This is a genomic window from Pseudomonas sp. FSL W7-0098, assembly GCF_005930585.1.
Classification (GTDB): Bacteria; Pseudomonadota; Gammaproteobacteria; order Pseudomonadales; family Pseudomonadaceae; genus Aquipseudomonas; species Aquipseudomonas bubulae.
Genome location: NZ_RXHW01000010.1, coordinates 132466 through 159120 on the forward strand (window position 1 = coordinate 132466; position 26655 = coordinate 159120).

The 26655-nt window shown below is 59.7% G+C and carries 21 protein-coding genes; 10 read left to right on the forward strand and 11 right to left on the reverse strand.

Annotated elements, in window-relative coordinates; genetic code table 11:
- The first annotated feature begins 49 nt into the window (after positions 1-49).
- Both FHL07_RS18645 and FHL07_RS18650 read left to right on the forward strand, forming a co-directional pair.
- The gene (locus FHL07_RS18645) at positions 50-730 is read left to right on the forward strand and encodes a heavy metal response regulator transcription factor (protein ID WP_095002193.1); all 681 of its coding nucleotides are present in this window, start codon (positions 50-52) and stop codon (positions 728-730) included.
- Positions 730-2121, forward strand: coding sequence for a heavy metal sensor histidine kinase (locus FHL07_RS18650; RefSeq protein WP_095019363.1), 1392 nt, complete (start codon positions 730-732; stop codon positions 2119-2121). Before FHL07_RS18645 ends, FHL07_RS18650 begins: the two co-directional genes overlap by 1 nt.
- An 88-nt stretch (positions 2122-2209) precedes the next feature.
- Here the strand turns inward: FHL07_RS18650 and FHL07_RS18655 are convergent, their stop codons facing one another.
- The 3 genes from FHL07_RS18655 to FHL07_RS18665 all read right to left on the reverse strand — a co-directional run bounded on the left by FHL07_RS18655 (position 2210) and on the right by FHL07_RS18665 (position 5459).
- Positions 2210-3454: a lipoprotein-releasing ABC transporter permease subunit gene (locus FHL07_RS18655; RefSeq protein WP_095032163.1), complete on the reverse strand. Its 1245-nt coding sequence runs from the start codon at positions 3452-3454 to the stop codon at positions 2210-2212.
- Positions 3455-3517: 63 nt separating this feature from the next.
- Positions 3518-4201, reverse strand: coding sequence for a lipoprotein-releasing ABC transporter ATP-binding protein LolD (lolD, locus tag FHL07_RS18660; protein ID WP_165446489.1), 684 nt, complete (start codon positions 4199-4201; stop codon positions 3518-3520).
- Positions 4202-4208: 7 nt separating this feature from the next.
- Positions 4209-5459, reverse strand: coding sequence for a lipoprotein-releasing ABC transporter permease subunit (locus tag FHL07_RS18665; protein WP_095002197.1), 1251 nt, complete (start codon positions 5457-5459; stop codon positions 4209-4211).
- 94 nt (positions 5460-5553) lie between these two features.
- On the opposite strand from FHL07_RS18665, the gene FHL07_RS18670 reads away from it, so the two are divergent.
- Both FHL07_RS18670 and FHL07_RS18675 read left to right on the forward strand, forming a co-directional pair.
- Positions 5554-6138 (forward strand): PilZ domain-containing protein, encoded by a 585-nt coding sequence (locus tag FHL07_RS18670; RefSeq protein WP_095002198.1) that lies wholly within the window; start codon positions 5554-5556, stop codon positions 6136-6138.
- Between the two features lie 36 nt (positions 6139-6174).
- On the forward strand, positions 6175-6897 hold the full coding sequence (locus tag FHL07_RS18675; protein WP_095002199.1) for a glycerophosphodiester phosphodiesterase: 723 nt from the start codon (positions 6175-6177) through the stop codon (positions 6895-6897).
- A 42-nt stretch (positions 6898-6939) separates the two neighbouring features.
- Here FHL07_RS18675 and sthA read toward each other — a convergent pair whose 3' ends face one another.
- Entirely contained in the window at positions 6940-8334 is a 1395-nt protein-coding gene (gene sthA / locus FHL07_RS18680) for a Si-specific NAD(P)(+) transhydrogenase (protein WP_095002200.1), read from the reverse strand.
- Positions 8335-8591: 257 nt separating this feature from the next.
- Between sthA and FHL07_RS18685 the strand changes: the two genes are divergently transcribed.
- The gene (locus FHL07_RS18685) at positions 8592-9155 is read left to right on the forward strand and encodes a chalcone isomerase family protein (protein ID WP_095020289.1); all 564 of its coding nucleotides are present in this window, start codon (positions 8592-8594) and stop codon (positions 9153-9155) included.
- A 155-nt stretch (positions 9156-9310) separates the two neighbouring features.
- On the forward strand, positions 9311-10609 hold the full coding sequence (gene tcuC / locus FHL07_RS18690) for an MFS transporter (protein ID WP_138738776.1): 1299 nt from the start codon (positions 9311-9313) through the stop codon (positions 10607-10609).
- Between the two features lie 152 nt (positions 10610-10761).
- Here the strand turns inward: tcuC and FHL07_RS18695 are convergent, their stop codons facing one another.
- Positions 10762-12225, reverse strand: coding sequence for a glyceraldehyde-3-phosphate dehydrogenase (locus FHL07_RS18695; protein ID WP_083369829.1), 1464 nt, complete (start codon positions 12223-12225; stop codon positions 10762-10764).
- Positions 12226-12510: 285 nt separating this feature from the next.
- On the opposite strand from FHL07_RS18695, the gene mfd reads away from it, so the two are divergent.
- Together mfd and FHL07_RS18705 are read left to right on the forward strand one after the other, a co-directional pair.
- On the forward strand, positions 12511-15960 hold the full coding sequence (gene mfd, locus FHL07_RS18700) for a transcription-repair coupling factor (RefSeq protein ID WP_095019366.1): 3450 nt from the start codon (positions 12511-12513) through the stop codon (positions 15958-15960).
- Positions 15961-15971: 11 nt separating this feature from the next.
- A complete protein-coding gene (locus tag FHL07_RS18705) occupies positions 15972-18674 on the forward strand; it encodes a DEAD/DEAH box helicase (protein WP_133144898.1) in 2703 nt (900 codons plus the stop codon).
- Positions 18675-18755: 81 nt separating this feature from the next.
- Here FHL07_RS18705 and FHL07_RS18710 read toward each other — a convergent pair whose 3' ends face one another.
- The 3 genes from FHL07_RS18710 to FHL07_RS18720 all read right to left on the reverse strand — a co-directional run bounded on the left by FHL07_RS18710 (position 18756) and on the right by FHL07_RS18720 (position 21396).
- On the reverse strand, positions 18756-19493 hold the full coding sequence (locus FHL07_RS18710; protein ID WP_095002206.1) for an S-methyl-5'-thioinosine phosphorylase: 738 nt from the start codon (positions 19491-19493) through the stop codon (positions 18756-18758).
- 13 nt (positions 19494-19506) lie between these two features.
- On the reverse strand, positions 19507-20505 hold the full coding sequence (gene nagZ, locus FHL07_RS18715; RefSeq protein ID WP_178084397.1) for a beta-N-acetylhexosaminidase: 999 nt from the start codon (positions 20503-20505) through the stop codon (positions 19507-19509).
- 183 nt (positions 20506-20688) lie between these two features.
- Positions 20689-21396 (reverse strand): TetR/AcrR family transcriptional regulator, encoded by a 708-nt coding sequence (locus FHL07_RS18720; RefSeq protein ID WP_095002208.1) that lies wholly within the window; start codon positions 21394-21396, stop codon positions 20689-20691.
- A gap of 260 nt (positions 21397-21656) precedes the next feature.
- On the opposite strand from FHL07_RS18720, the gene lexA reads away from it, so the two are divergent.
- Positions 21657-22265: a transcriptional repressor LexA gene (lexA, locus tag FHL07_RS18730; RefSeq protein ID WP_029611310.1), complete on the forward strand. Its 609-nt coding sequence runs from the start codon at positions 21657-21659 to the stop codon at positions 22263-22265.
- An 11-nt stretch (positions 22266-22276) separates the two neighbouring features.
- Entirely contained in the window at positions 22277-22750 is a 474-nt protein-coding gene (gene sulA, locus FHL07_RS18735) for an SOS-induced cell division inhibitor SulA (protein WP_095002210.1), read from the forward strand.
- Between the two features lie 69 nt (positions 22751-22819).
- Here the strand turns inward: sulA and FHL07_RS18740 are convergent, their stop codons facing one another.
- The 3 genes from FHL07_RS18740 to topA all read right to left on the reverse strand — a co-directional run bounded on the left by FHL07_RS18740 (position 22820) and on the right by topA (position 26542).
- Positions 22820-23053, reverse strand: coding sequence for a hypothetical protein (locus tag FHL07_RS18740; RefSeq protein WP_003446620.1), 234 nt, complete (start codon positions 23051-23053; stop codon positions 22820-22822).
- Positions 23054-23171: 118 nt separating this feature from the next.
- A complete protein-coding gene (locus tag FHL07_RS18745) occupies positions 23172-23693 on the reverse strand; it encodes a DUF6586 family protein (RefSeq protein WP_095020292.1) in 522 nt (173 codons plus the stop codon).
- A 221-nt stretch (positions 23694-23914) separates the two neighbouring features.
- Positions 23915-26542 (reverse strand): type I DNA topoisomerase, encoded by a 2628-nt coding sequence (gene topA / locus FHL07_RS18750; protein WP_095019369.1) that lies wholly within the window; start codon positions 26540-26542, stop codon positions 23915-23917.
- Positions 26543-26655: the final 113 nt, after the last annotated feature.

The window sequence follows — 26655 nt, forward strand, 5'->3', positions numbered from 1 at the left end:
ACCTGCACCAAGGTATAAGGCTGAGGTTAATTTTTATGATGAGTCGACCATGAAACTGCTGATAGTCGAAGACCAGGTCAAAACCGGACAGTACTTGCGCCAGGGCCTGAGCGAGGCCGGGTTCACCACCGAACTGGCGGCCGACGGTATTACCGGGCAACACCTGGCCCTGACCGGGGATTACTCGCTGCTGATTCTCGACGTCATGCTGCCCGGCCGTGATGGCTGGCAAATCCTGCAAGCGGTGCGTAGCGCCGGACTGAGCATGCCGGTGCTGTTTTTGACCGCACGGGATGCGGTCGCTGACCGCGTCCACGGCCTGGAGCTGGGGGCCGATGATTATCTGGTCAAGCCGTTCGCCTTTTCCGAGCTACTGGCACGGGTTCGCAGCCTGTTGCGCCGCGGTAGCAACACTCCCCAGGAGACCAGCCTGCAACTGGCCGACCTGCGCCTGGATCTGATCCGCCGACGTGTTGAGCGCAACGGCCAGCGCATCGACCTTACCGCCAAGGAATTCGCCCTGCTGGAGCTGCTGCTACGCCGTCAGGGAGAAGTGCTGCCCAAGTCCTTGATTGCTTCACAGGTATGGGACATGAACTTTGACAGCGACACCAACGTCATCGAAGTGGCGATTCGCCGCCTGCGCCTGAAAATCGACGACAACCATGAGCAGAAGCTGATCCACACCGTGCGCGGCATGGGTTATGTGCTTGAAGAGCGCAGCAGTTGATGCGCCGCCTGTCGTTGAGCAGCCGCCTGGCGCTGCTGTTTGCCGGTTGTACCGCCGTGGTATCGCTGTTTGCCGGGGTGCTGTTCGGGCGCGCCAGCGAGGTGCATTTTGTCGAGCTCGACCAGCAACTGATGGAAAGTCGCCTCGCCGTACTACGCAGTACGCTGCAAGGGGCTGACACCCTTGAACGCTTCACCCTGCGCCTGCCCGCCCTGATGCAGGATCTGGCCCACCAGCCGGACCTGGCGATACGGGTGCGCGGCCCGGACGGGCATCTATGGTTTGACAGCTCACCGCGCCTGCCACTGGAGCTTGAGACCCGCCCGGGCTTGGGCAGCCTGCAAATAAACGGCACCGATTACCGTGTTCTGGTACCGCAGACCGACAGCCCCGATGCGCCGCATCTGACCCTGTTGCTGGATATCACCCACCACCAGCACTTCCTGCAGCGCATGCAGAGATTGATCTGGATGACTGTAGGCCTGTCGGCACTGGCCACGGCGATTCTCGGTGCGTGGGCAGCCCGCAGCGGCTTGCGCCCTCTGCGCCGCATGAGTGCGATCGCAGCCAGCGTTTCGGCCGACTCGCTTAACGCCCGCCTGCCCCAGGAACAAATGCCCGCTGAACTGGCAGAGCTGGCCACGGCTTTTAACGCCATGCTTGCGCGACTGGACGATTCATTCCAGCGATTGTCGGCATTCTCCGCCGACATCGCACATGAACTGCGTACGCCATTGTCCAACCTGCTGACCCACACCCAGGTCACCCTGACCCGCCCCCGGGGCATTGAAGAGTACCGCGAGGCACTGCATAGCAACCTTGAAGAGCTGCAATGGATGGCGCAACTGGTCAACGACATGCTCTATTTGGCCAAGGCCGATCACGGCTTGCTTACGCCTCGGCGCGAAGCCCTGGATCTGGGTCAGGAAGTGGAGGCATTACTGGAGTTTTATGCGCTGCTGGCCGAAGACTCGCACATTGAACTGACCCGCGAAGGCAATGCACTTCTTGCAGGCGACCGCAGCATGCTGCGCCGCGCCCTTTCCAACCTGCTGGATAACGCCTTGCGCTATACGCCGGCGGGTGGCGCGATCAAAGTGCTGATTGAGGCTTTGCCGGGCACTGCGCGCATCAGCATCGAGAACACGGGCACGGGAATCCCTGCAGAACTGCTGCCACGCCTGTTTGACCGGTTTTACCGGGCAGATCCGGCACGCCGTGAAGGCAGCAGTGAGCATGCGGGGCTGGGGCTGGCGATCACCCAGTCGATCATTCGTGCCCATGGCGGACAGATCTGCTGTGAGTCGCAGGAGGGGGTAACGCGGTTTGTCGTGGAGCTGCCAGCAAAGCTGCCCTCACCCCAGCCCTCTCCCGGAGGGAGAGGGAGCTGATTTGTGGCGCTGCGCAGAACTGCTTTTGCCTTTAGTTCCCTCTCCCTCCGGGAGAGGATTAGGGTGAGGGGCTTTTGCTCTTCAACTATCAGGAATACCGCAACGCATGGGCCGGTTGAATCTTCGCTGCCCGATACGCCGGATACAGCGTAGCCAGAAAGCTCAGTACAAAGCCCGCACCGCAGATCAGCGCCACATCGCCGCCCTGCAGCTCGGATGGCAGGTTGCTGACAAAATACACGTCGGAACTGAAGATATGCTGCCCGGTCACCCGCTCCATCCAGCCCACCAGTTCACTGACATTCAACGCCGCAATCACCCCCAGCACGCCACCGATCAAGGTGCCGACAATACCGATCACCGTGCCCTGCACCATAAAGATGGCCATGATCTGCCGCGGTGTCGCACCGATGGTGCGCAAGATCGCGATGTCGGCGCCCTTGTCGTTCACCACCATGATCAGCGTGGCGATGATATTGAACGCTGCCACGGCCACGATCATCAGCAACAACAGACCGATCATGGTTTTTTCCATTTTCATGGCGCTGAACAGACTGCCCTGGGTGTGAGTCCAGTCGTCAGCCTTGTAACCATCCCCCAGGCCGGCCGCCACTTGCTGTGAAACCTGCGGTGCCGCGTACAGATCCTTGACCGCCAGGCGCACGCTTTGCACCTGGTTCGGCTCCCAGTGTTGAATGGCTGCAGCATCGGCCATATGGATCAGGCCCATGGTGCCATCCAGTTCAGCACCAACCTTGAAGATACCCACCACATTCAACCGCTGCAGGCGCGGAGTAATGCCACCAGGCGCGGTGCTGGCCTCGGGGACGATCAGGGTGATCTTGTCACCCACGCCCAGACGGAAACGCCGCGCAACAATATCGCCCAGCACCACACCGTATTCGTCGGCTTTCAAGTCCTGGAGGCTGCCCTGCACGATGTGCTGGGTCACGATCGAGACCTTGCCTTCCTGCTCCGGATCGATGCCACTGATCTGGATCGGCTGCATCGAGCCTTTATAGGACAGCATGCCGTCCAGCTCGGTAAACGGCACGGCTGCCGTCACCTCGGGGTTTTTCATCGCCGCGTCAGCCACCGGGCGCCAGTCATCGATGGGCTTGACGCCCACGATGGTCGCGTGGGGCACCATGCCGAGGATGCGGTTACTCATTTCACGCTGGAAGCCGTTCATCACCGACAACACCACGATCATCGCCAGCACGCCGAGAGCGAGGCCGATCATCGAGGTCATGGAGATAAACGAAACAAAACGATTGCGGCGCTTGGCGCGGGTATAGCGCGTGCCGATAAAAATCGATAACGGTCTGAACATTCGCGGGCACCGTATAAAAATTGAAGACCTGACGCCCGCTTGCAGGCGTCAGATGCTGGCCAGTCAGATCGTGGTCAGGCGACCTTCCTGAAGGTGCAACACGCGATCCATCTGGCGGGCCAGGTTCATGTCGTGGGTCACCACCAGGAACGCAGTGCGCATTGACGTGCTGAGCTCCAGCATCAGGTCCTGAATGCCCTGGGCCGTGTGCGAGTCGAGGTTGCCGGTGGGCTCATCGAGCATCACCAGCCCTGGCTTGTTGACCAGCGCCCGGGCAATCGCCACACGCTGGCGCTCACCACCCGACAGCTCGGCCGGCTTGTGCTCCAGGCGATGACCCAGGCCCACCCGGGTCAGCAGGGCCGTGGCCCGTTCACGGGCTTCGGGGATCGCCGTCTTGCCGATCAGCAACGGCATGCAAACGTTTTCCAGCGCGGTGAACTCGGGCAACAAGTGGTGAAATTGATACACGAAACCCAGCGAGCGGTTGCGCAACAGGCCACGGGCCTTTTCGCCCAGGGCCGATAGCTCTTCACCCGCCAGCCAGACACTGCCACTGGTCGGGGTATCAAGCCCGCCGAGCAGGTTGAGCAAGGTACTTTTACCCGAACCCGAAGTCCCGACGATCGCCACCCGCTCACCAGGGTGCAACTCTAGCTGCAGCCCCGACAGCACCACCACGGATTCCGGGCCTTCCTCGTAGGACTTGCCCAGGTCGCGGCAACTCAACACTGCTTGTTCTTTCATGCCCAACTCACTCATAACGAAGCGCCTGCGCAGGCTGGGTGCGCGCAGCACGCCAGGCCGGGTACAAGGTCGCGAGGAAACTCAGAACCAATGCCGCACCGCACACCATCAACACGTCCTGTGCCTGCAACTGCGAGGGCAGGTAGTCGATGAAATACACGTCGGCATTGAGAAACTTGTGCCCGATCAGGCCTTCAAGGGCCGAGATCGCAGCGCTGACATTGAGCGCAGCAAGCATCCCGACCACCGCGCCGATGGCCGTCCCGACCACACCGATAACGGTGCCCTGAACCATAAAGGTGGCCATGATGGTGCCCGGCGTCGCCCCCAGGGTACGCAGGATGGCGATGTCGCCTTTCTTGTCATTGACCACCATTACCAGCGTGGAAATGATGTTGAACGCGGCCACGGCCACAATCAGCAGCAACAGCAGGCCAATCATGGCTTTTTCCATGCGGATGGCCTGGTACAGGTTGCCGTGGGTACGGGTCCAGTCACGGGCGTAATACTGGCTCTCGCCCAGCTGCTGGGCGATTTCCCAGGCAGTGCGCGGCGCTTCGAACAGGTCATCGAACTTCAGCCGCAGGCCCTGTACCTGGTCAGGTTTCCAGCGCTGCAAACGCGCCAGGTCCTGCAGGTTGGTGATGCCCAGGTAGCCGTCGATCTCACCGGCACCGACATGAAAAATGCCCTGCACGGTAAAACGCTTCATGCGCGGGAACATGCCGGCCGGTGTCACCGTGACTTCCGGCGCAACGAAGGTCAGCTTGTCGCCGACGCTCACACCCAGCTTTTTCGCGGCCTTGTCGCCAATGATGATGCCGAAGCTGCCCGGGGTCAGCGAGTCGAGCTGGCCCTGCTGCATGAACCGGTCAATGATCGAGACATTGCGTTCCTGCGCCGGGTCAATGGCATTGAGCAGGACTTTCTGCACGTTGCCATCATTGGTCAGCAAGCCCTGCATCTGGGTAAACGGCGCAACCGCCTCCACCTTGGGGTTCTGCTTGACCTTGGCCGCCAGGCTTTGCCAGTCACTGATCGGCTGGTCGCCGACGATGGTCGCGTGGGGCACCATGCCCAGCACGCGGGTGCGCATCTCATGATCGAAGCCGTTCATCACCGATAACACGACAATCATCACGACCACGCCAAGGGCGAGCCCGATCATCGAGGTCAGGGAAATAAACGACACAAAATGATTGCGACGCTTTGCACGGGTATAACGCGTGCCGATAAATAAAGAGAGAGGTCTGAACATGTCGGGGCTTGTTCGAGGGAAAAGAAGACGTCCTTGTGGCGGGGCCTGATAAGCAGCTTTACACTCAGACCACAGCCGCCATCATGGGTTCGCCATGTCGACATTAGATGAAGCAGATCGCCGCGAATACTACCGTATCGAGGATATGATCGCACTGGAAATAACCCCGCTGTCGGCCCTCGAAGCCGCGAGCAGTGAAGTGTTGCAGGATGAGTCACCGCTGTTCAATTTGCTCAGCGAATTGCACCTGAGCGAATTCGAGTCCCAGCACTTGCTGCGCCAGATCAGCGAACGCGACCGCACCCTTTCCAGCTATCTGAAAACCCTGAACAAACGTGTCGAACTGCTGAGCCAGATCGTTGCGCAAACGGTGCTGGGCCAGATCGGTGAACTGCAGCCGGTCATGCTGTCCGAAGGCGGTATCGAGTTCCATCACCCGCACCCCTGCCCGGCGGGCAGCCACCTTTCAGTCAAGCTGGTATTGATGCCCCAGGCCCTGGGCCTGTTGCTGCGTGCCCGCGTGGTCGATTGCCAGGCGCACGCTGGCGACTACCGCATCAACACCGAATTTGAATCCCTCACCGATACGCAGCGCCAGTTGCTGGCGCGCTACATTTTGCAAAAACAGGCACAGGCGCGCCGCCTGGCCCGCGAACAACAAACATCCGCGCCCGAGTAAGCACCGGGCCGTGATCACTCTGTACAAGGAGCAAATGTGACCCTGATTTATGGCCATCGCGGCGCCAAAGGCGAAGCACCGGAAAACACCCTTGCCAGCTTTGAGCAATGCCTCAAGCATGGCGTACGGCGCTGTGAGCTCGACCTGCACCTGTCGAAGGACGGTGAGCTGATGGTCATCCACGACCCGACCCTCAAGCGCACCACGGACCGGCGCGGCAAGGTTATCGAGCACACGGCTGCCGACCTGGTGACCTATGACGCGCGCAAGGGTGGCCCGGGCTGGATGCAGCCGTGCCCGATCCCGCGCCTTGAGGAGCTGTTTGAAAAGTGCGACTTCGAGCACTGGCAGCTGGAGGTCAAGAGCGCCTCGCGCACCCGCGCAGCAACCACCGTGCTGGCAATCCGCGAAATGGCGGTACGTCACGGGCTGATGGACAAGGTCACGGTCACGTCAAGCTCGCGTGAGGTGCTCAAGGCTGCGCTGGAGTTGACGCCAGACCTGTCCCGCGGCCTGGTGGCCGAATACGCCTGGCTCGACCCGATCAAGGTCGCCCAGAGTTATGGCTGCGAGATGCTGGCATTGAACTGGACACTGTGCACGCCTGAACGCCTGGAGAAGGCCCAGCGTCAGGGTTTGCATGTGTCGGTATGGACAGTCAACGAACCTGCGCTGATGCGCAGGCTCGCCGACTTCGGCGTAGATAGCCTGATTACAGACTTTCCCGGTTTGGCCACTGCCACCCTCGGGAATAGCTGAAATCGGTCTCCCCGGCCGGCTCAGGCCACCGGCCGGAGCCGCTCAAAAAAGCCGGTTGAGGCCATCGTAGGCCGCTACCCGATAGGCTTCGGCCATGGTCGGGTAGTTGAACGTGGTGTTGACGAAGTACTTCAGGGTATTGAGCTCGCCCGGCTGGTTCATGATCGCCTGGCCGATGTGCACGATCTCTGATGCCTGATAACCGAAGCAGTGAACGCCCAGCACTTCAAGGGTTTCACGGTGGAACAGGATTTTCAGCATGCCCTGCGGCTCGCCGGCAATCTGTGCACGCGCCATGCTCTTGAAAAACGCCTTGCCCACTTCGTACGGCACCTTGGCCTGGGTCAACTCCTGCTCGTTCTTGCCGATCGAGCTGATCTCCGGAATGGTGTAGATGCCGGTCGGTACGTCATTGACGAAGCGCCAGCTGCCGTTATCAACGATGCTGCCCGCTGCCGAACGCCCCTGGTCGTGGGCGGCACTGGCCAGGCTTGGCCAGCCGATTACATCACCTGCGGCAAAAATGTTCGGCACGGTGGTGCGGTAGTTTTCATCAACCGTGATCTGGCCACGGCCATTGGCCTTGATGCCGATGTTTTCCAGACCCAGCAGATCGGTGTTGCCGGTACGGCCATTGCACCAGAGCAAGGCGTCGGCCTTGATCTTCTTGCCGGACTTGAGATGCAGGATCACGCCGTTTTCGACGCCTTCTACCCGCTCGTACTCTTCGTTGTGGCGTACGGTGATGTTGTTGTTGCTGAAGTGGTAGCTCAGCGCTTGCGAGATCTCGGAATCGAGGAAGCTCAACAGTTGCTCGCGGTTATCCACCAGCTCAATCAACACCCCCAGACCACTGAAGATCGACGCGTATTCGCAGCCGATCACGCCTGCCCCGTAAACAATCAGCTTACGCGGGGTGTGGCCCAGACTGAGGATGGTGTCGCTATCGTAGATACGCGAGTGAGTGAAATCGATATCAGCCGGGCGATAAGGACGCGAGCCGGTGGCGATAATGATTTGCTTGGCCATCAGGGTTTCGACAACGCCGTTGGTGCACACCACTTCGATGGTTTGCTCGTCGGTGAAGCTGCCGGTGCCGAAGAACAGGTCGACGCGATTACGTGCGTAGTAACCGGTGCGCGAAGCCACTTGCTTGGAAATAACCTTCTCGGCACTTTTCAGTACGTCCGGGAACGAGAACCAGCGCGGCTCACCAATGGCCCGAAACATCGGATTGGTGTTGAACTGCATGATCTGGCGAACCGAGTGACGCAAGGCTTTGGACGGGATCGTGCCCAAGTGCGTGCAGTTGCCGCCAACCTGACGCCGGCTATCCACCATTGCCACCTTGCGCCCTGCTTTTGCGGCGTTCATTGCCGCACCTTCTCCTGCCGGGCCAGAACCCAGTACCACTACGTCGTAGTTGTAGACAGCCATGCGTACTCCTCAGAACAGGCCGTGGCACCGCTTTGGGCACCTACGGCTAAATCATGTCGCGGCCAGCGCCATGAAGGATCAAAACGTGGGGCACAGTCTATAGAAGCCTGAACGCCGCGAACATTAACCCTTGGTCTGGTCGTTGGCTATTTTTGTGTTCACTACATCTCATCGCGCGCGAGAGCCTGCGTAGCAGCTGCCGCACACTTAGCAAAACTGACATAACCTCTAACAACCATCGATCAGAGCCATCCACCATGCGCCAGTTGTTGATCGTATTGTTGCTGCTTTACTCCACCACCAGCCTGGCCGATGAGTCAGCTCGGCTAAAAGAAGCCAACTTTCCCGCCCAATGGCGCGATGGCACGCAACTCATGGAACGCAAAGGCCAGATCGTGCTGACCTACCTCTGGGCCGATATCTATGCCGCAGCCCTTTTCACCCAGCCAGGCATCCAACCGCAACAGGCCTTTGACGAACAGCGCGAGCTGCGCCTTGAGCTGTTCTATCTGCGCGATCTGGAGCACAGCGATATCACCCGGGCCTCGGCCACCATCCTCAAGCGCCAGCAACCGGCAGCCACCCTGGCTCGCCTCGACGCCCCGCTAAAACAACTTCAGACCAGTTTTGGCGATATCAAACGCGGCGATCGCTACGCCCTGGACTACAACCCGCAACGCGGGCTGAAGCTGGAGCGCAATGGCCAGGTCATTTTCACCAGCCAGAATCATCAACTGGCCAAAATCTACCTGGGCATCTGGCTCGCACCCGAAGGTCTGCCCGACCCTCTGCGCCTGAGCCTGCTTGCGCAAAGGCCCTAGCCCGGCCGTGTAGCGCCAAGAAATGTTGCCTACACACTTTTTTACACATATGGTTACAAAACTGTTTTGCGCAATGGCGCAGGTCATTGCCTGGCAGTGTGGACGAGTAAAAACACGGATAACGCATAAAAACAGATAAGAGCGGGTGATTTCTGATGGCCTCCAGTACGGGCAAAGGCAAGGCGATTTTTCGCGTTGTCAGCGGTAACTTCCTAGAGATGTTCGACTTTATGGTCTTTGGCTTTTACGCCACGGCCATTGCCAAAACCTTCTTCCCAACCGATAGCGCTTTTGCCTCACTGATGCTCGCCCTGGCCACCTTCGGTGCCGGTTTTCTCGCGCGCCCGCTGGGTGCGATTTTTCTCGGTGCCTATATTGACCGCCACGGCCGTCGCAAGGGCCTGATCATTACCCTGGCCCTGATGGCCATGGGTACCGTACTCATCGCCTGCGTGCCGGGCTACGCCACCCTGGGTGTTGCCGCACCCCTGCTGGTGTTGCTCGGGCGCTTGCTGCAAGGTTTTTCGGCAGGCGTGGAACTGGGCGGGGTGTCGGTGTACCTGGCAGAAATCGCCACACCGGGGCGCAAGGGTTTCTTCGTCAGCTGGCAGTCGGCTAGCCAGCAGGCTGCCGTGGTGTTCGCAGGCTTGCTGGGGGTTGGTCTCAACCATTGGCTAAGCCCTGAAGAAATGGGTGAATGGGGCTGGCGGATTCCGTTTCTGCTGGGTTGCATGATTGTGCCGGTGATCTTTGTGATCCGCCGCTCGATGGAAGAAACTCCTGAGTTCGAAGCCCGCAAACATCACCCTACCCTGCGTGAAATCCTTCGCTCAGTCGGTCAGAACTTTGGCTTGGTGCTGGGTGGCATGGCCCTGGTGGTGATGACCACCGTGTCGTTCTATCTGATCACTGCCTATACCCCGACCTTCGGCAAGGCCGAGCTGCATCTGTCGGACTTCGATGCCTTGCTGGTCACAATGTGCATTGGCCTGTCGAACTTTTTCTGGCTGCCGGTCATGGGCTCGCTGTCGGACAAGATCGGGCGTAAACCGCTGCTGCTGGGTGCGACCATCCTGGCGATCCTGACCGCCTACCCGGCGTTGTCCTGGCTGGTGGCCAACCCGAGCTTCAGTCATCTGCTGATTGTCGAACTGTGGCTGTCGTTCCTGTATGGCTCGTACAACGGCGCGATGGTGGTTGCCCTGACCGAAATCATGCCAGTTGAAGTGCGCACCACCGGTTTCTCCCTGGCCTACAGCCTGGCGACCGCCACTTTCGGTGGCTTTACTCCGGCGGCTTGCACTTACCTGATTCATGCCCTGGACAACAAGGCCGCCCCCGGTCTGTGGCTGACCGGGGCGGCGATACTGGGCCTGATTGCGACCGTGGTGTTGTTCCGTGGCAATCAGCATCAGTTGCGTACGGCGCAATCGGCGGTGGCGGGTAATGCCTGACCCCTGTGGGAGCGGGCTTGCCCGCGATGCCAGCAACGCGGTCTGACTGAACAACCGCGCCGATCCCATCGCGAGCAAGCCCGCTCCCACAGGTTTCCCGCACAAACAAAAACGCCCCGACAAGTCGGGGCGTTTTCAGTTGCGGCGGTTGCTTAGCGCGGGAACGCTGGCGGGTTGACCCCGGCCATGTCTTCCATCACGCGTACTACCTGGCAGCTGTAACCGAATTCGTTGTCGTACCACACGTACAGCACAACGCGGTTGTCATTGCAGATCGTCGCTTCAGCATCCACCACACCGGCGTGACGCGAACCCACGAAGTCAGTGGACACCACTTCCTGGGAGCTGACGAAGTCGATTTGCTTGTGCAGATCGGAGTGCAGCGCCATGTGACGCAGGTACTCGTTCATTTCTTCACGGGTAGCCGGCTTCTCAAGGTTCAGGTTGAGGATGGCCATCGACACGTTCGGCGTCGGCACACGGATCGCGTTACCGGTCAGCTTGCCGGCCAGCTCAGGCAATGCCTTGGCAGCAGCGGTAGCAGCACCGGTCTCGGTGATAACCATGTTCAGCGCGGCGCTACGACCACGGCGGTCGCCCTTGTGGAAGTTGTCGATCAGGTTCTGGTCGTTGGTGTACGAGTGAACCGTTTCAACGTGACCATTGACGATGCCGAACTTGTCGTTGACAGCCTTGAGCACCGGCACGATGGCGTTGGTGGTGCAGGATGCCGCCGAAACGATCTTGTCGTCTGCGGTGATTTCGCCGTGGTTGATGCCGTGAACGATGTTCTTCAGCTTGCCCTTGCCCGGAGCGGTCAGGACCACGCGATCGATACCAGGGCACTGCAAGTGCTGGCCCAGGCCATCGGCATCACGCCATACACCGGTGTTGTCCACCAGCAGGGCGTTCTGGATACCGTACTGGGTGTAGTCCACTTCGGTAGGGTTTTTCGCGTAGATAACCTGAATCAGGTTGCCGTTGGCGGTGATGGTGTTGTTGGCTTCATCGACCACGATGGTGCCATCGAACGGGCCATGCACCGAGTCACGACGCAGCAGGCTGGCACGCTTGACCAGATCGTTGTCGGCGCCTTTGCGCACAACGATGGCACGCAGACGCAGACCGTCGCCACCACCGGTTTTTTCAATCAGGATGCGCGCCAGCAGACGGCCGATACGACCGAAGCCGTACAGCACAACGTCAGTACCTTTACGTGCAGAAGCGTTTTGCTGACCCACAACATCGGCCAGTTCTTCGCGCACAAACTGCTCAGCCGTGCGGCCATTGCCTTCGGCCTTGAACTTCACGGCCAGCTTGCCCAGGTCTACCGAAGCAGCGCCGAGCTTGAGCTCGCTCATTGCCTTGAGCAACGGGAAAGTTTCGTGCACGGACAATTCGATATCATCGGACTGACGATGGCGAGCAAAGCGGTGAGCCTTGAGAATCGCAATGACTGAACGGTTGATCAGGCTGCGGCCATAGATCGAGCTAACCACATTGTTATTGCGGTAAAGCTGACCGATAAGCGGAATCATCGCTTCTGCGAGTGCTTCACGGTCGATCCATTCACCAAGACACTGGTCGGGCTTCTGAGTCACGGGAACCTTCCACATGTAGGGGCTGAAAAAAGGGGCTACATTATGCCGCTGCGCCCATGCAGGGGCAATGCACGCCTGTCATACGCCGTTACTGAAACGATTAAGCATCAACAAATATAGGCGAAAAATTTTATAACAACTGCCATTTCATCAGTCTGCTGCCCTTGCACAGCCCCTTTGGCACCCCCATGTCAGTGTTATGCGCTGATTTGCGCCGCTGTTAAAGGCTGCAACTGACAGCCAGCCCCTTGGCCCGTTACAATCGCCAACTTTGTCGCAACGCTTGGAGCTCAACCTTCCGTGCCCGTCCTGCGTCTACCGAAACTCCCTGCCACGGCAGGTAAACAGCACTGGAGCAATCTGCCCGGTGCCGCCCTGAGCCTCGCGATTGCCGAGGCTGCCAGCGCCGCCAGGCGCTTCACCCTGCTCCTGACCGCTGACAGCCAAAGCGCCGAGCGTCTTGAGCAGGAACTGAGATTCTTTGCCCCTGACTTGCCGGTACTGCATTTTCCCGACTGGGAAACCCTGCCTTACGATCTGTTCTCGCCGCACCAGGACATCATCTCCCAGCGTATCGCCAGCCTGTACCGGCTGCCGGAACTGAGTCATGGTGTTTTGGTAGTGCCGGTGACCACCGCCCTACATCGCCTGGCCCCGACCAAGTTCCTGCTCGGCAGCAGCCTGGTGCTGGACATCGGCCAGAAGCTGGATGTGGAGCAAATGCGTACCCGGCTTGAGGCCAGTGGCTATCGCTGCGTCGATACGGTGTATGAACATGGCGAGTTCGCCGTGCGCGGCGCGTTGATCGACCTGTTCCCGATGGGCAGCAAACTGCCTTACCGGATCGACCTGTTCGACGACGAAATCGAGACCCTGCGCACCTTCGACCCCGAGACCCAGCGCTCGATCGACAAGGTTGAGTCGGTGCGCCTGCTGCCGGCACGTGAGTTCCCGCTGCAAAAAGACGCGGTGACCCGGTTCAAGGCGCGCTTTCGCGAGCGTTTTGATGTCGACTTCCGTCGCTGCCCGATCTTTCAGGACTTGAGCAGCGGCATTACCCCCGCGGGTATCGAGTACTACCTGCCGCTGTTTTTCGATGAAACCTCGACCCTGTTCGACTATTTGCCGGCTGACACGCAAGTATTCTCGCTGCCAGGCATCGAGCAGGCCGCCGAGAATTTCTGGTCTGACGTACGCAACCGCTACGAAGAGCGCCGTATCGATCCGTCGCGACCACTGTTACCGCCTGCCGAGCTGTTCCTGCCGGTTGAAGACTGCTTCGCCCGCCTGAAAAACTGGCCGCGGGTGGTCGCCAGCCAGGATGACATCGACACCGGCAGCAGCCGTGAACGCTTCCCGGCGCAACCGCTGCCCAACCTGGCCATCGAAGCCAAGGCCAACCAGCCATTGGCGGCTTTGTCCGGTTTCCTTGAGCAGTTTGATGGCCGCGTGCTGTTTACCGCCGAATCGGCCGGTCGCCGCGAAGTACTGCTCGAACTGCTGGAACGCTTGAAGCTGCGCCCCAAAACAGTCGACAGCTGGCCGGACTTCGTCGCCAGCAAACACCGCCTGGCGATTACTATCGCCCCGCTGGATGAAGGCCTGCTGCTGGAGGATCCAGCGCTGGCGCTGATCGCCGAAAGCCCGTTGTTCGGCCAGCGCGTGATGCAGCGCCGGCGCCGGGAAAAACGCGCCGATGCCAACAACGATGCGGTGATCAAGAACCTCACCGAGTTGCGCGAAGGCGCACCCGTTGTGCATATCGACCACGGCGTAGGTCGCTATCAGGGCCTGGCCACACTTGAAGTCGACAATCAGGTGGCCGAGTTCCTGACCCTGGAATACGCCGAAGGCGCCAAGCTCTATGTGCCGGTGGCCAACCTGCACCTGATCGCCCGCTATACCGGCAGCGATGATGAACTGGCGCCGCTGCACCGCCTGGGCTCGGAAACCTGGCAAAAGGCCAAGCGCAAGGCCGCCGAACAAGTGCGTGACGTGGCTGCCGAGCTGCTCGACATCTACGCTCGTCGTGCAGCCCGCGAAGGTTATGCATTTGCCGATCCGAAAGCGGATTACGCAACCTTCAGTGCCGGCTTCCCGTTTGAAGAAACCCCGGACCAGCAAACCACCATCGAAGCCGTACGCGCCGACATGCTGTCGCCCAAGCCCATGGATCGTCTGGTGTGTGGCGACGTGGGCTTCGGCAAGACCGAAGTGGCCATGCGCGCGGCCTTTATTGCGGTGCATGGCGGCCGTCAGGTGGCCATTTTGGTACCCACCACCCTGCTCGCCCAGCAGCACTACAACAGCTTCCGCGACCGTTTTGCCGACTGGCCGGTAACGGTCGAGGTGATGAGCCGCTTCAAGTCGGCCAAAGAGATCAACCAGGCAGTCGCCGACCTGGCCGAAGGCAAGATCGATATCGTCATCGGCACCCACAAGCTGCTGCAGGACGATGTCAAAATCAAAAACCTGGGCCTGGTGATCATCGACGAAGAACACCGCTTCGGCGTGCGCCAGAAAGAACAGCTCAAGGCCTTGCGCAGTGAAGTCGACATCCTGACCCTCACCGCCACGCCGATCCCGCGTACGCTGAACATGGCCGTGTCAGGCATGCGCGACCTGTCGATCATCGCCACGCCGCCGGCGCGCCGGCTGTCGGTGCGCACCTTCGTCATGGAACAGAACAAAAGCACCGTCAAAGAGGCGTTGCTGCGTGAGTTGCTGCGCGGCGGGCAGGTCTACTACCTGCACAACGACGTTAAAACCATCGAGAAATGTGCGGCCGAACTGGCCGAGCTGGTGCCTGAAGCACGGATCGGCATCGGTCACGGGCAAATGCGCGAACGCGAACTCGAACAGGTGATGAGTGACTTCTATCACAAGCGCTTCAACGTGCTGATCGCCTCGACCATCATCGAGACCGGGATCGACGTGCCGAGCGCCAACACCATCATCATCGAGCGCGCCGACAAGTTCGGCCTGGCACAGTTGCACCAGTTGCGCGGCCGCGTCGGACGCAGTCACCACCAGGCCTATGCCTACCTGCTGACGCCACCGCGCCAGCAGATTACCGGGGACGCGCAAAAACGCCTGGAAGCCATCGCCAACACCCAGGACCTGGGTGCCGGCTTTGTCCTGGCCACCAACGACCTTGAAATCCGTGGCGCGGGCGAGTTACTGGGGGACGGTCAAAGCGGCCAGATTCAGGCGGTTGGTTTTACCCTGTACATGGAAATGCTCGAACGTGCGGTCAAGTCGATCCGCAAGGGCGAACAACCCAACCTCGACCAGCCGCTGGGTGGCGGCCCGGAAATCAACCTGCGGGTACCTGCGCTGATTCCCGAGTCGTATCTGCCGGATGTGCATGCGCGACTGATCCTCTACAAGCGTATTGCCTCGGCAACCGATGAAGAGGGCCTCAAGGACTTGCAGGTCGAGATGATCGACCGCTTCGGCCTGCTCCCCGAGCCGACCAAGAACCTGGTACGCATCACCCTGCTCAAATTGCAGGCCGAGCAACTAGGCATCAAAAAAGTCGACGCCGGCCCGCAAGGCGGACGCATCGAATTTGCCGCCGACACCCCGGTTGACCCGATGGTGCTGATCAAATTGATCCAGGGCCAACCCAACCGCTACAAATTCGAAGGCGCGACCCTGTTCAAATTCATGGTACCCATGGAGCGCCCGGAAGAACGCTTCAATACCATTGAAGCGCTGTTCGAGCGCCTGACGCCGAAGTCTTCCTGAATGAAAAACCCATGCCCCTGAACCCCACCGACCGACTGACCCAGCCGCTGGCACCAAGCTGGGTCAGTCGCTTCAAGGAACAAAGCCTTGAGCGTGGCCGCCGCTACGCCAAGGAAAATCGGGTCAGGATCGCCCAGATCGGCGACAAGCTGATCACTGCCAGCTGTCAGGGCTCTGGCGAAAACATCTACCGACAGACCATTCAGTTGCGTGAGTCGGCCAAAAGCACCTTGCTGCTGGTCAGCGCCCACTGTACCTGCCCGGTGCGGGTTAATTGCAAGCACACCGCAGCCGTCTTACTGAAGATTGAAGAAACCTTGAACTACCCCGCCGCTGCTCAGGATGCCGAGCTTCTGGAAAAACTCCAGGCCGTACTCGACTCACGTCGCCCCAACAATCTGCCAGAACAGCTGGTCGAGGACGTCCAGCCAGTACCGCGACTGTGGCTGGCCAGTGCCGAATTCAGCGCTTTCGAGCCGCGCAACGGCAAAATGCAGCGCTATATCCAGCACCGCGCCGCCCTGTCGTTCAACTACCTGGACCAGTACGTGAGCGGGCAAAAAAACGCTGACATCCTGCTGCGCCAGGAACAGCAAACCCTGCGCATCAAGCGCAAGCCCGAGGTCGAAAACCTTTACCGCGAGCAACTGCGCAGCCTGGGCTTTAAAATTGCCACGCGCCAGAGCAAGGCACTACCGGAAAGCGCCGGCGAGCTGTTTGAGCTGGTCAATGACAGTGCCTGGCTGAATTTCACCCTCAACCAGTTGCAAGGCCTGGCCGAAAAGGGCTGGGAGTTGCAGATCGATGAAGGTTTCGGCTTTGACCTGACCCCGGTAGAAGACTGGTATGCCACTGTCGACGAAGCCCCGGAGCGCGACTGGTTTGACCTGGAGCTGGGGATTATCGTCAACGGCCAGCACCTGAGCCTGCTGCCGATACTGCTCAACCTGATGCGCTCCCACAGCGACATCCTCAACCCGGAAAAACTCGCCCGGCGCAGGGACGACGAACTGATCCTGGTGAATATTCCGGCCAACCCTGCCAGCGGCCATGGTCCGCTGCAGGTTGCGCTGCCGTACGGGCGGCTGAAACCGGTACTGGCCACTCTGGACGAGTTTTATCTGGGCGAGCCGGACGCCACTTCTCTGCGGATCAAAAGTGCTGACGCGCCGCGGCTCAACGCCCTAGATGCACTCCCCCTGCGCTGGGAAGGTGGCGAGCAGATTCGCGGCTTCGCCCAGCGCCTGCGAGATATCAAGAACTTCAGCGTCGAAGCCCCCGAAGGGCTCAATGCCAACCTGCGCCCCTATCAGCTCGAAGGCCTGAGCTGGATGCAGTCATTGCGTCAGCTGGAAGTGGGCGGCGTGCTGGCCGATGACATGGGCCTGGGCAAAACCCTGCAGACCCTGGCGCATATCTTGTGCGAAAAAAATGCCGGCCGCCTTGATCGCCCGGCCATGATTGTGATGCCCACCAGCCTGATCCCCAACTGGCTCGACGAAGCGGCGCACTTTACGCCGCAGCTCAAGGTGCTGGCGCTGTATGGTGCCACGCGCAAAAAATATTTCGCGCACCTCAACGACTACGACGTGATCCTGACCACCTACGCCTTGCTGCCCAAGGACATCGAGCATCTGGCAAAACTGCCGCTGCACCTGCTGGTGCTGGACGAAGCACAGTACATCAAGAACCCCGGCAGCAAGGCCACCCAGGCCGCCTGCGAGCTGGTTGCCCGCCAGCGCCTGTGCCTGAGTGGTACCCCGCTGGAGAACCACCTGGGTGAGCTGTGGTCACTGTTCCACTTCCTGCTGCCCGGCTGGCTGGGCGACGTCAAGACTTTCAATCGCGACTACCGGGTGCCCATTGAACGCCAGGGCAGCAACGAGCGCCTGCAGCATCTCAATGCGCGGATCAAACCGTTCTTGCTGCGCCGCACCAAGGAGCAGGTCGCTACCGAACTGCCGCCCAAGACCGAAATCATCCACTGGGTGGACCTCAACGAAGCCCAGCGCGACGTGTACGAAACCATGCGCCTGGCGATGGACAAAAAAGTCCGCGACGAAATCACCCGCAAGGGCGTGGGACGCAGCCAGATAATTATCCTCGAAGCGCTGCTCAAACTGCGCCAGGTATGTTGCGACCTGCGCTTGGTCAGCGACACCCCGCCGAAAAAAGGCAGCACCTCGGGCAAGCTCGACAGCCTGATGCTGATGCTCGAAGAGCTGTTTGCCGAAGGCCGACGCATCCTGCTGTTTTCCCAGTTCACTTCGATGCTGGGGCTGATCGAGGCCGAGCTGAAAAAGCGCAAGGTGCCCTACGCCATCCTCACCGGGCAAACCCGGGACCGACGTACACCGGTCAAGGACTTCCAGAGCGGCAAGCTGCAGATTTTTCTGATTAGCCTCAAGGCGGGTGGTGTAGGCCTGAACCTTACCGAGGCCGACACGGTGATTCACTACGACCCTTGGTGGAACCCGGCGGCAGAAAACCAGGCCACTGACCGCGCCTATCGTATAGGCCAGGAAAAACCGGTGTTTGTGTACAAAATGATTGCCCGCGGCACTGTGGAAGAAAAAATCCAGCATTTGCAGCAGGAAAAGTCAGATTTGGCGGCAGGCGTACTGGACGGACGCGTCGCTGGGGACTGGAAACTGCAGGATGACGACATCGACGCATTGTTTGCGCCGTTGCCGCCTAAAACTGAAAAGCGCTGAAAATTGACGCAACTTGCGGCTTGATTCTGTAGCAGCTGCCGAGCTCCGCGAGGCTGCGTTCGGCGGCTGCTACGGACTTGATTAGCCCGCCAGCACCCGCGCCAACGTCGCTTTTACCTTGCCCATACCCTCATGCAGCGCCTGCTCGATTTCGGCCATGGTGATAATCGCTGTCGACTTGCCCGCTGCCGGGTTGACCACCAGCGCCAGGCACGCGTAATCCAGTTCCAGCTCGCGGGCCAGTGCCGCTTCCGGCATGCCGGTCATGCCCACGATGTCGCAACCGTCACGTTCAAGACGGGCGATTTCTGCCACGGTCTCAAGACGCGGGCCCTGAGTAGCGGCATAAACACCATGACTGCTGTAGGAGCAGCCCTCGGCCGCCAATGCGCCAATCAATTGCTCGCGCAACGATTCGGTGTAGGGATAGCTAAAGTCGATATGAGTCACCTGCTCCAGATCACCGGCAAAAAAAGTATGCTCGCGGCCACTGGTGTAGTCGATCAACTGATGAGGCACACAAAAATGCCCGGTTCCCATCGCCATATGAATCCCGCCCACGGCATTTACCGCGAGAATCGCTTCGGCCCCGGCCTGCTTCAGCGCCCACAGGTTGGCGCGGTAGTTGACCTGATGCGGAGGCACCCGGTGCGGATGGCCGTGACGGGCCAGGAACAACACTTCGCGGCCGCCAAACTCACCGATCTGGATATCTGCCGAGGTCGGCCCGTAGGGCGTGTCCAGCGCCAGCGCGCGGCTGATGGTCAACCCTTCCAGCTGGGTAAGGCCCGTACCGCCGATAATTGCGTAAACCGTCATTGAGGCAGATCCCTTAATCAATTAATTGAGCATCTTTGAGTGCGCCCATCGCCACCAGCCAGCGCGGGCTCTGCCGATAATCGGTACTGGCCCAGGCCTGGCCACGCATGCGCGCAATCCGTGGCGATGGCGTAACTTTCAAGCGCTGCGCAGCACTGAGTGCCAGCTCTGCCGCGGCGCGGTCGTTGCATACCAGGCCCATGTCGCAACCGGCCGACAAGGCGGCCTCGATACGACTGGCGGCATCACCCACCACATGAGCACCAGCCATCGACAGGTCGTCACTGAAAATAACACCATCAAATTGCAGTTCACCGCGCAGGATGTCCTGCAGCCAGCGCCGGGAAAAACCTGCGGGCTGGCTGTCGACTTGCGGATAGATCACATGGGCCGGCATGACCGCCGCCAGTTGCTTGCTCAAACGGGCAAACGGCACCAGGTCATGGGCACGGATCTGCTCCAGGCTGCGCTCATCCGTAGGGATGGCTACATGAGAGTCAGCTTCAGCCCACCCGTGCCCCGGAAAGTGCTTGCCGGTGGCAGCCATGCCCGCGTCGTTCATCCCGCGAATGAATGCCCCGGCCAATACAGCGGCGCGCTCGGGGTCACCCTCGAACGAGCGGCTGCCGACCACAGCACTGCGCTGATAGTCCAGGTCCAGAACCGGGCCAAAGCTCAAGTCCAGCCCCACCGCCAGCACTTCAGTGGCCATGATCCAGCCACATTGCTCGGCCAGGTACTCGGCATTGGGGTTGTCGGCAATGGCGCGCATGGCAGGCAGGCGCACAAAGCCCTGACGCAGGCGCTGCACGCGGCCACCTTCCTGATCGACCGCCAGCAGCAGGTCCGGTCGTATGGCCCGAATAGAAGCACTCAACTCACGCACCTGGCGCGGGTGCTCGATATTGCGTGCAAAGATGATCAATCCGCCCACTTCAGGCTGGCGCAGCAATTGCCGGTCTTCAGCCGTCAGCCAGGTACCGGCGACGTCCACCATCAAGGAGCCTTGCAAGGCAGAACTCATGGGAAATCCTTTAGAAAGAGAGAGCGCTTGTTAACCGGTCCGGATACGCAGGCACGGGCCTGCGCACCGCACTCCAGAGAGGCGGCGGCGAATTGGCAGACGGGAACAAGACAGGGCTGGGCATGACAGCTAGCTTAGCGGATCAAAGCTGCCGCGCCCACCCGCAGCGGGTCAAACCTTGACGCTGACCGGTGCAGTTTTACTGCGAGGACGCATCTGCGCACTGGCCATGGCCGGATCGCTGACGCCGCTCTGGGCACGCATGCCGGCGGCGAGAAACGGCACCATCAGGCGCATCACCTGCTCGATCGAGGTGTTAACGCCAAAATCGGTCTCGGCAATGGCACGCAGCGCCTTGATCCCCGACATGCTGAAGGCCGCCGCGCCGAGCATGAAATGCACGCGCCAGAACAGCTCGATGGGCGGGATCTGCGGAGCCGCTTCATTGACCAGCAGCATATAGCGGCGGAACACCTTGCCGTACATGTCTTCAAGATAGCGGCGCAAGTGGCCCTGGCTCTGGCTGAAGGCCAGACCCAGCAAACGCATGAAGATCGACAGGTCGTTGCCACTGCGTGGCTGAATCACCAGCGCCTGCTCGACCAGCATCTCCAGCAACTCCTCAAGAGTCGGGCGATTCTCCGGCTTGCCCTGACGGCGCTCCAGCTCACGGTCCAGGTTGGCGCAGAAAGGCCCCAGGAAGCGTGAGAACACCGCCTGGATCAGCGCTTTCTTTGAACCAAAATGGTAATTGACCGCCGCCAGATTGACCCCGGCCTTGCTGGTAATCAGCCGCAATGAAGTTTCAGCAAACCCTTTTTCCGCGAACAGCTGCTCGGCAGCATCAAGGATACGTTCAACGGTTTCCGACTGGGCCATGACTACTCCGCCTGACAAACATTTAAACACTTGTTTGAAACATACGTTTCAGCCAGTCAAAAGTCAAGATGACCTATTCGTTTTGCGACCGGTCGGTTTCGCATTTAACCACAGCCTCGGCCAGCCCGGCCCCAACTGATAAGGTACGGGCCACAGCGCTTATCGACGACCGTCCAGCGGACTGCCGGAAATGGATGATTGCCAATACGCCTTCACTGTATATAATCCCAGTCACTGTATAAAAAGACAGAGCGATCATCATGTTAAAACTGACGCCACGCCAAGCTGAGATCCTGGCTTTCATCAAGCGATGCCTGGATGACAACGGATACCCGCCCACCCGCGCCGAGATCGCACAGGAACTGGGCTTCAAGTCACCCAACGCTGCCGAAGAGCACCTCAAGGCCCTGGCCCGCAAGGGTGCCATCGAGATGACCCCTGGGGCTTCACGAGGCATTCGCATTCCCGGCTTCGAAGCCAAGGCTGACGAATCCACCCTGCCCATCATCGGCCGGGTTGCTGCCGGTGCGCCGATCCTGGCGCAGGAACACGTTGAAGAGTCCTGCAACATCAACCCGACCTTCTTCCATCCGCGAGCTGATTACTTGCTGCGCGTACAGGGCATGAGCATGAAGGACGTCGGCATCTTCGATGGCGACCTGCTGGCTGTGCATACCTGCCGCGAAGCGCGTAACGGCCAGATCGTGGTAGCCCGCATCGACGACGAAGTGACCGTAAAACGCTTCAAGCGTGAAGGCAGCAAAGTCTGGCTTATCGCTGAAAATCCGGATTTTGCCCCTATTGAAGTCAATCTCAAGGAGCAGGAACTGGTTATTGAAGGCCTGAGCGTCGGCGTTATTCGCCGCTAATAGGAGGCGTCATGCAGTTCCCCCACACACCGCTGCCCGCACAACTGACCCTGTTCGAGGCGTTCATGGCACAGCCCATGGCCCCTGCGATCAAGGACGTGCTCGAATCACCCTGGAGCGCCGAACCTGAAGTCTTCAGTGAGCTGTCGCTACGCGGTGCTGCCGGAAACTGCCTGAACCTGCTTGCCCCCATGCTGCGCGAACTGAGCGAGCAGCAAAACGCCCGCTGGTTGACCCTTATCGCACCACCGGCCAGCCTGACCCAAAGCTGGCTGCGCGATGCAGGGCTGAACCGCGAGCGAATTTTGCTGCTGCAGCCCAACGGCAATAAAAGCGCGTTGCAGCTCACCTGCGAAGCGCTACGCCTGGGCCGCAGCCACACCGTTGTCAGCTGGATCAACCCGCTGAACAGCGCTGCACGCCAACAGTTGATCAGCGCAGCCCGCACCGGTCACGGGCAAAGCCTGAATATTCGCCTGGGCTAAACAAGCAACGCTGCCACAGGGCCAGTGCAGAATGCACTTGCCTGGCTGCGGCACAGGGTTGCGGGGCGATTAATGAAGAATGCGCGGCCCGTCGTCTTTTTCCAGCTCGCCTTCTGCCAGCCGACCCGCCATTTGCACGCCGACGCTGAGCATGGCCTTGGCCACCTCTACGTGCTGACCCTGAAGAAAAGCCTTGGCATCTTCAGAAAAATTCAGCGTGACCAAAGACCCTTCGTCCTCAGCACGGCGCAACTCGATGCGGCCGTCTGGCAACTCGACAATTTCTAGAAAGGACGTTGGCATATAAATTTGTTCTCCACGAAAGCGTGGGAGTATATCAGCCATCCTATGGGAAATTCCCAGGATCTGTGCGCTTTGTACTACAGACTGATGAATGACTGTACCGTTTCGCTTATGACCCTCAGCACTCATTGAGTCCGTCACGGAACCGAATGGCCAGCGCCTTGAGATTCTGGCGCCACTCTTCCATGGTTTCGCGGCTTAGCTCATGTGGCGCCTCATCTTCCAGGCTGACCGTATCGATCAAAGGCTGGAATACATCTGCCTTGACCTTTTTCGGCGCCTGCAGCGGCTGATACAGCGCTGCATGGGTGGCCACCAGCTGCGCCAGCCAGGTTTGCGGCGCGCAAGCCAGCTCGACCAGCTCTGCCAGTTCAGGGATGGCTTTCTCGTCCAGCACCTGCCGGGTGAGCAACAACTCAACCCGTGGTGCGCTGGCTTGTGACAGGCGATAAAAGCCTGCAATTTCATGACACAGGCCTAGCAAGGCACCATATAAATGGAATACCGCCGCCTCGCGCTCGGCCTGAACCAGCGCCTGGGCATTCATGGCCCGACCTTCGCTCGCCTTGTTCATGGCCTCCAGGGCCAGACCGGCGAAATAGATCTTCTGATTGGTGCGGGTATAGAGTTCGTGAGCCATGCGGGCGCTCCACAGCGGATGGGTAAAGGCAGGTCGTGCAGTCTCAGGGATCAGGGCGTGCTGGCGCAAGGCCCACGTTCCCTAGCGTCACGTGCCATCGCGAGCAAGCCCGCTCCCACAAAAAGTGCTCCAGCGGCGACAACCACGCCCGGAACCGGCAAAAAAAAACCGCGCAAGGCATGCAGCCCTTGCGCGGTTTTTTATTCAGCTATCAGCTCGGATCAGGCGTCTTTGTCTTTACGCTTGTCTTCAACCTTCCAGCTCTTGCCATCGTAGAACGCACGCCAGCCAGTCGGCTTGCCATCCACTTCGGTCTGTACGTACTGCTCTTTGGTTTTGCGACTGTAGCGAATCACCGCCGGGCGACCATCCGGGTCTTTCTTCGGTGCTTCACACAGGAAATGGTACTTGGGATCGATCTCGTCCTTGTGCGGAATGATTTCAATCACCAGCGGCGCTCGGGTCTCGCGGTTCTTGGGGAACTGGCTGGCCGCCAGGAACAACCCCGAAGCGCCGTCACGCAGGATATACGTGTCGTTGACCTTCTCGCACTTGAGCTCCGGCATCTTCACCGGATCCATTTTCGGCGGCGCCGCTTCACCGCTTTTCAGCAGTTTGCGGGTGTTTTTGCATTCGGCATTGGTACAGCCGAAGAACTTGCCGAAACGACCGGTTTTGAGCTGCATCTCGCTGCCGCACTTGTCGCACTCAAGGCTCGGCCCTTCGTAGCCCTTGATCCGGTAGTTGCCTTCCTCGATCTCGTAGCCAACGCAATCCGGGTTGTTACCGCAGATATGCAGTTTGTGCTTCTCGTCCAGCAGGTAAGCGTCCATGGCCGTGCTGCAAATCGGGCAACGGTGCTTGCCCAGCAGTACCAGCGACTCGGATTCACCTTCGTCGTCGGCGGCAATTTCGTCGCCCGGCACCAGGTTGACCGTGGCCTTGCAGCGCTCTTTCGGCGGCAGGCTGTAGCCCGAGCAACCCAGGAATACGCCGGTCGATGCCGTACGAATCTGCATCGGACGACCACATTCCTTGCACGGAATATCTGTCATGACTGGCTGGTTGGCGCGCATGCCACCTTCCGGCGCAGCAGCAACTTCAAGCTTCTTCTTGAAGTCGCCGTAGAACTCGTCCAGCACGTTTTTCCAGTCGCGCTCACCTTGCGCCACGTCATCGAGGTTCTCTTCCATGCCGGCGGTAAAACCGTAGTCCATCAGGTCGGAGAAGCTTTCAGACAGGCGCTCGGTAACGATATCGCCCATTTTTTCGGAGTAGAAACGGCGGTTGTGCAACGCCACGTAACCCCGATCCTGAATGGTCGAGATGATCGCTGCATAGGTCGAAGGACGACCGATGCCACGCTTTTCCATCTCTTTTACCAGGCTGGCCTCGGAGTAACGCGCAGGTGGCTTGGTGAAGTGCTGGCTCGGATCGAGCTCGATCAACTTGAGCTTATCGCCCTGGGCCATGTCCGGCAGCACATCGTCGTCGCCCGGCTTGGCAATTTGCGGCATCACACGGGTGTAACCGTCGAATTTGAGGATGCGACCTTTAGCACGCAGCTCAAAATCACCGGCCGCCACAGTGACGGTGGTCGACAGGTATTTGGCCGGCAGCATCTGGCATGCCACGAATTGGCGCCAGATCAGCTCGTAAAGGCGCTCAGCGTCGCGCTCCATGCCCGTCAGCTTGCTCGGGTGCATGTTGACGTCGGAAGGACGAATCGCTTCGTGAGCCTCCTGTGCGCCTTCCTTGCTGCTGTACACGTTGGCTGCCGGCGGCAGGTAGTCCGCGCCGAACTCGCCTTCAATGTAGGTGCGTGCCATTTCGACCGCATCGGCCGACAGGTTGGTGGAGTCGGTACGCATGTACGTGATGTAGCCCGCTTCATACAAGCGCTGGGCCATCATCATGGTTTTCTTCACCCCGTAGCCCAGGCGATTGCTCGCTGCCTGCTGCAGGGTGGACGTGATAAACGGCGCCGACGGCTTGCTGCTGGTCGGTTTGTCTTCACGCTTGACGATGCTGTAGCTGGAAGCCTTGAGCTTCTCCAGGGCAGCCATGGCCTGGGTTTCGTTCAGCGGCTTGAACGCCTCGCCTTTTTCGCGGGCAACGTCGAAGCGCACCTTGGCACCCTTGGCGGTGCCAAGGTCGGCGTGAATTTCCCAGTATTCTTCGGGGTTGAACGCACGAATTTCGCGCTCACGCTCCACCACCAGCTTCACCGCCACCGATTGCACACGGCCTGCCGACAGGCCACGGGCAACCTTGGCCCACAGCAGCGGCGAAACCATGTAACCCACTACACGGTCGAGAAAACGGCGTGCCTGCTGAGCGTTGACCCGGTTGATATCCAGTTCACCCGGCTTGGAAAAAGCTTCCTGAATCGCCTTTTTGGTGATTTCGTTGAACACCACGCGCTTGTAGCGGCTGTCATCACCCCCGATGGCTTCGCGCAGGTGCCAGGCAATGGCTTCCCCCTCGCGATCCAAGTCGGTTGCGAGATAGATGGTGTCAGCATCCTTGGCGAGCCGGCGCAGCTCTTCGATGACCTTTTCCTTGCCCGGGAGGATCTCGTACTTGGCTTTCCAGCCATGTTCCGGATCGACGCCCATGCGCGAGATCAGCTGCTTTTGAGCTTTCTCTTTTGGCGACAGGGCCGGCGCCTCGCCGGCCGCAGCCTTACCACGCTTGGCAGCAGGTTCTTTGCTGGCGCTAGCCGAACCGCTGGTGGGCAGGTCTCGGATATGGCCGATACTCGACTTCACCACGTACTCGTTACCCAAGTACTTGTTGATGGTCTTGGCCTTAGCCGGGGATTCCACAATGACCAGCGATTTGCCCATGGATCAGAAAATTCCTGAATTCTAGAAGTGAAAGGCGGTTCGCGCCTGACGCGGCACCGCTATATATAGTGGCTACAAGGTGAGGTCAAGCACAGGGTTCTGCGCGACCATGC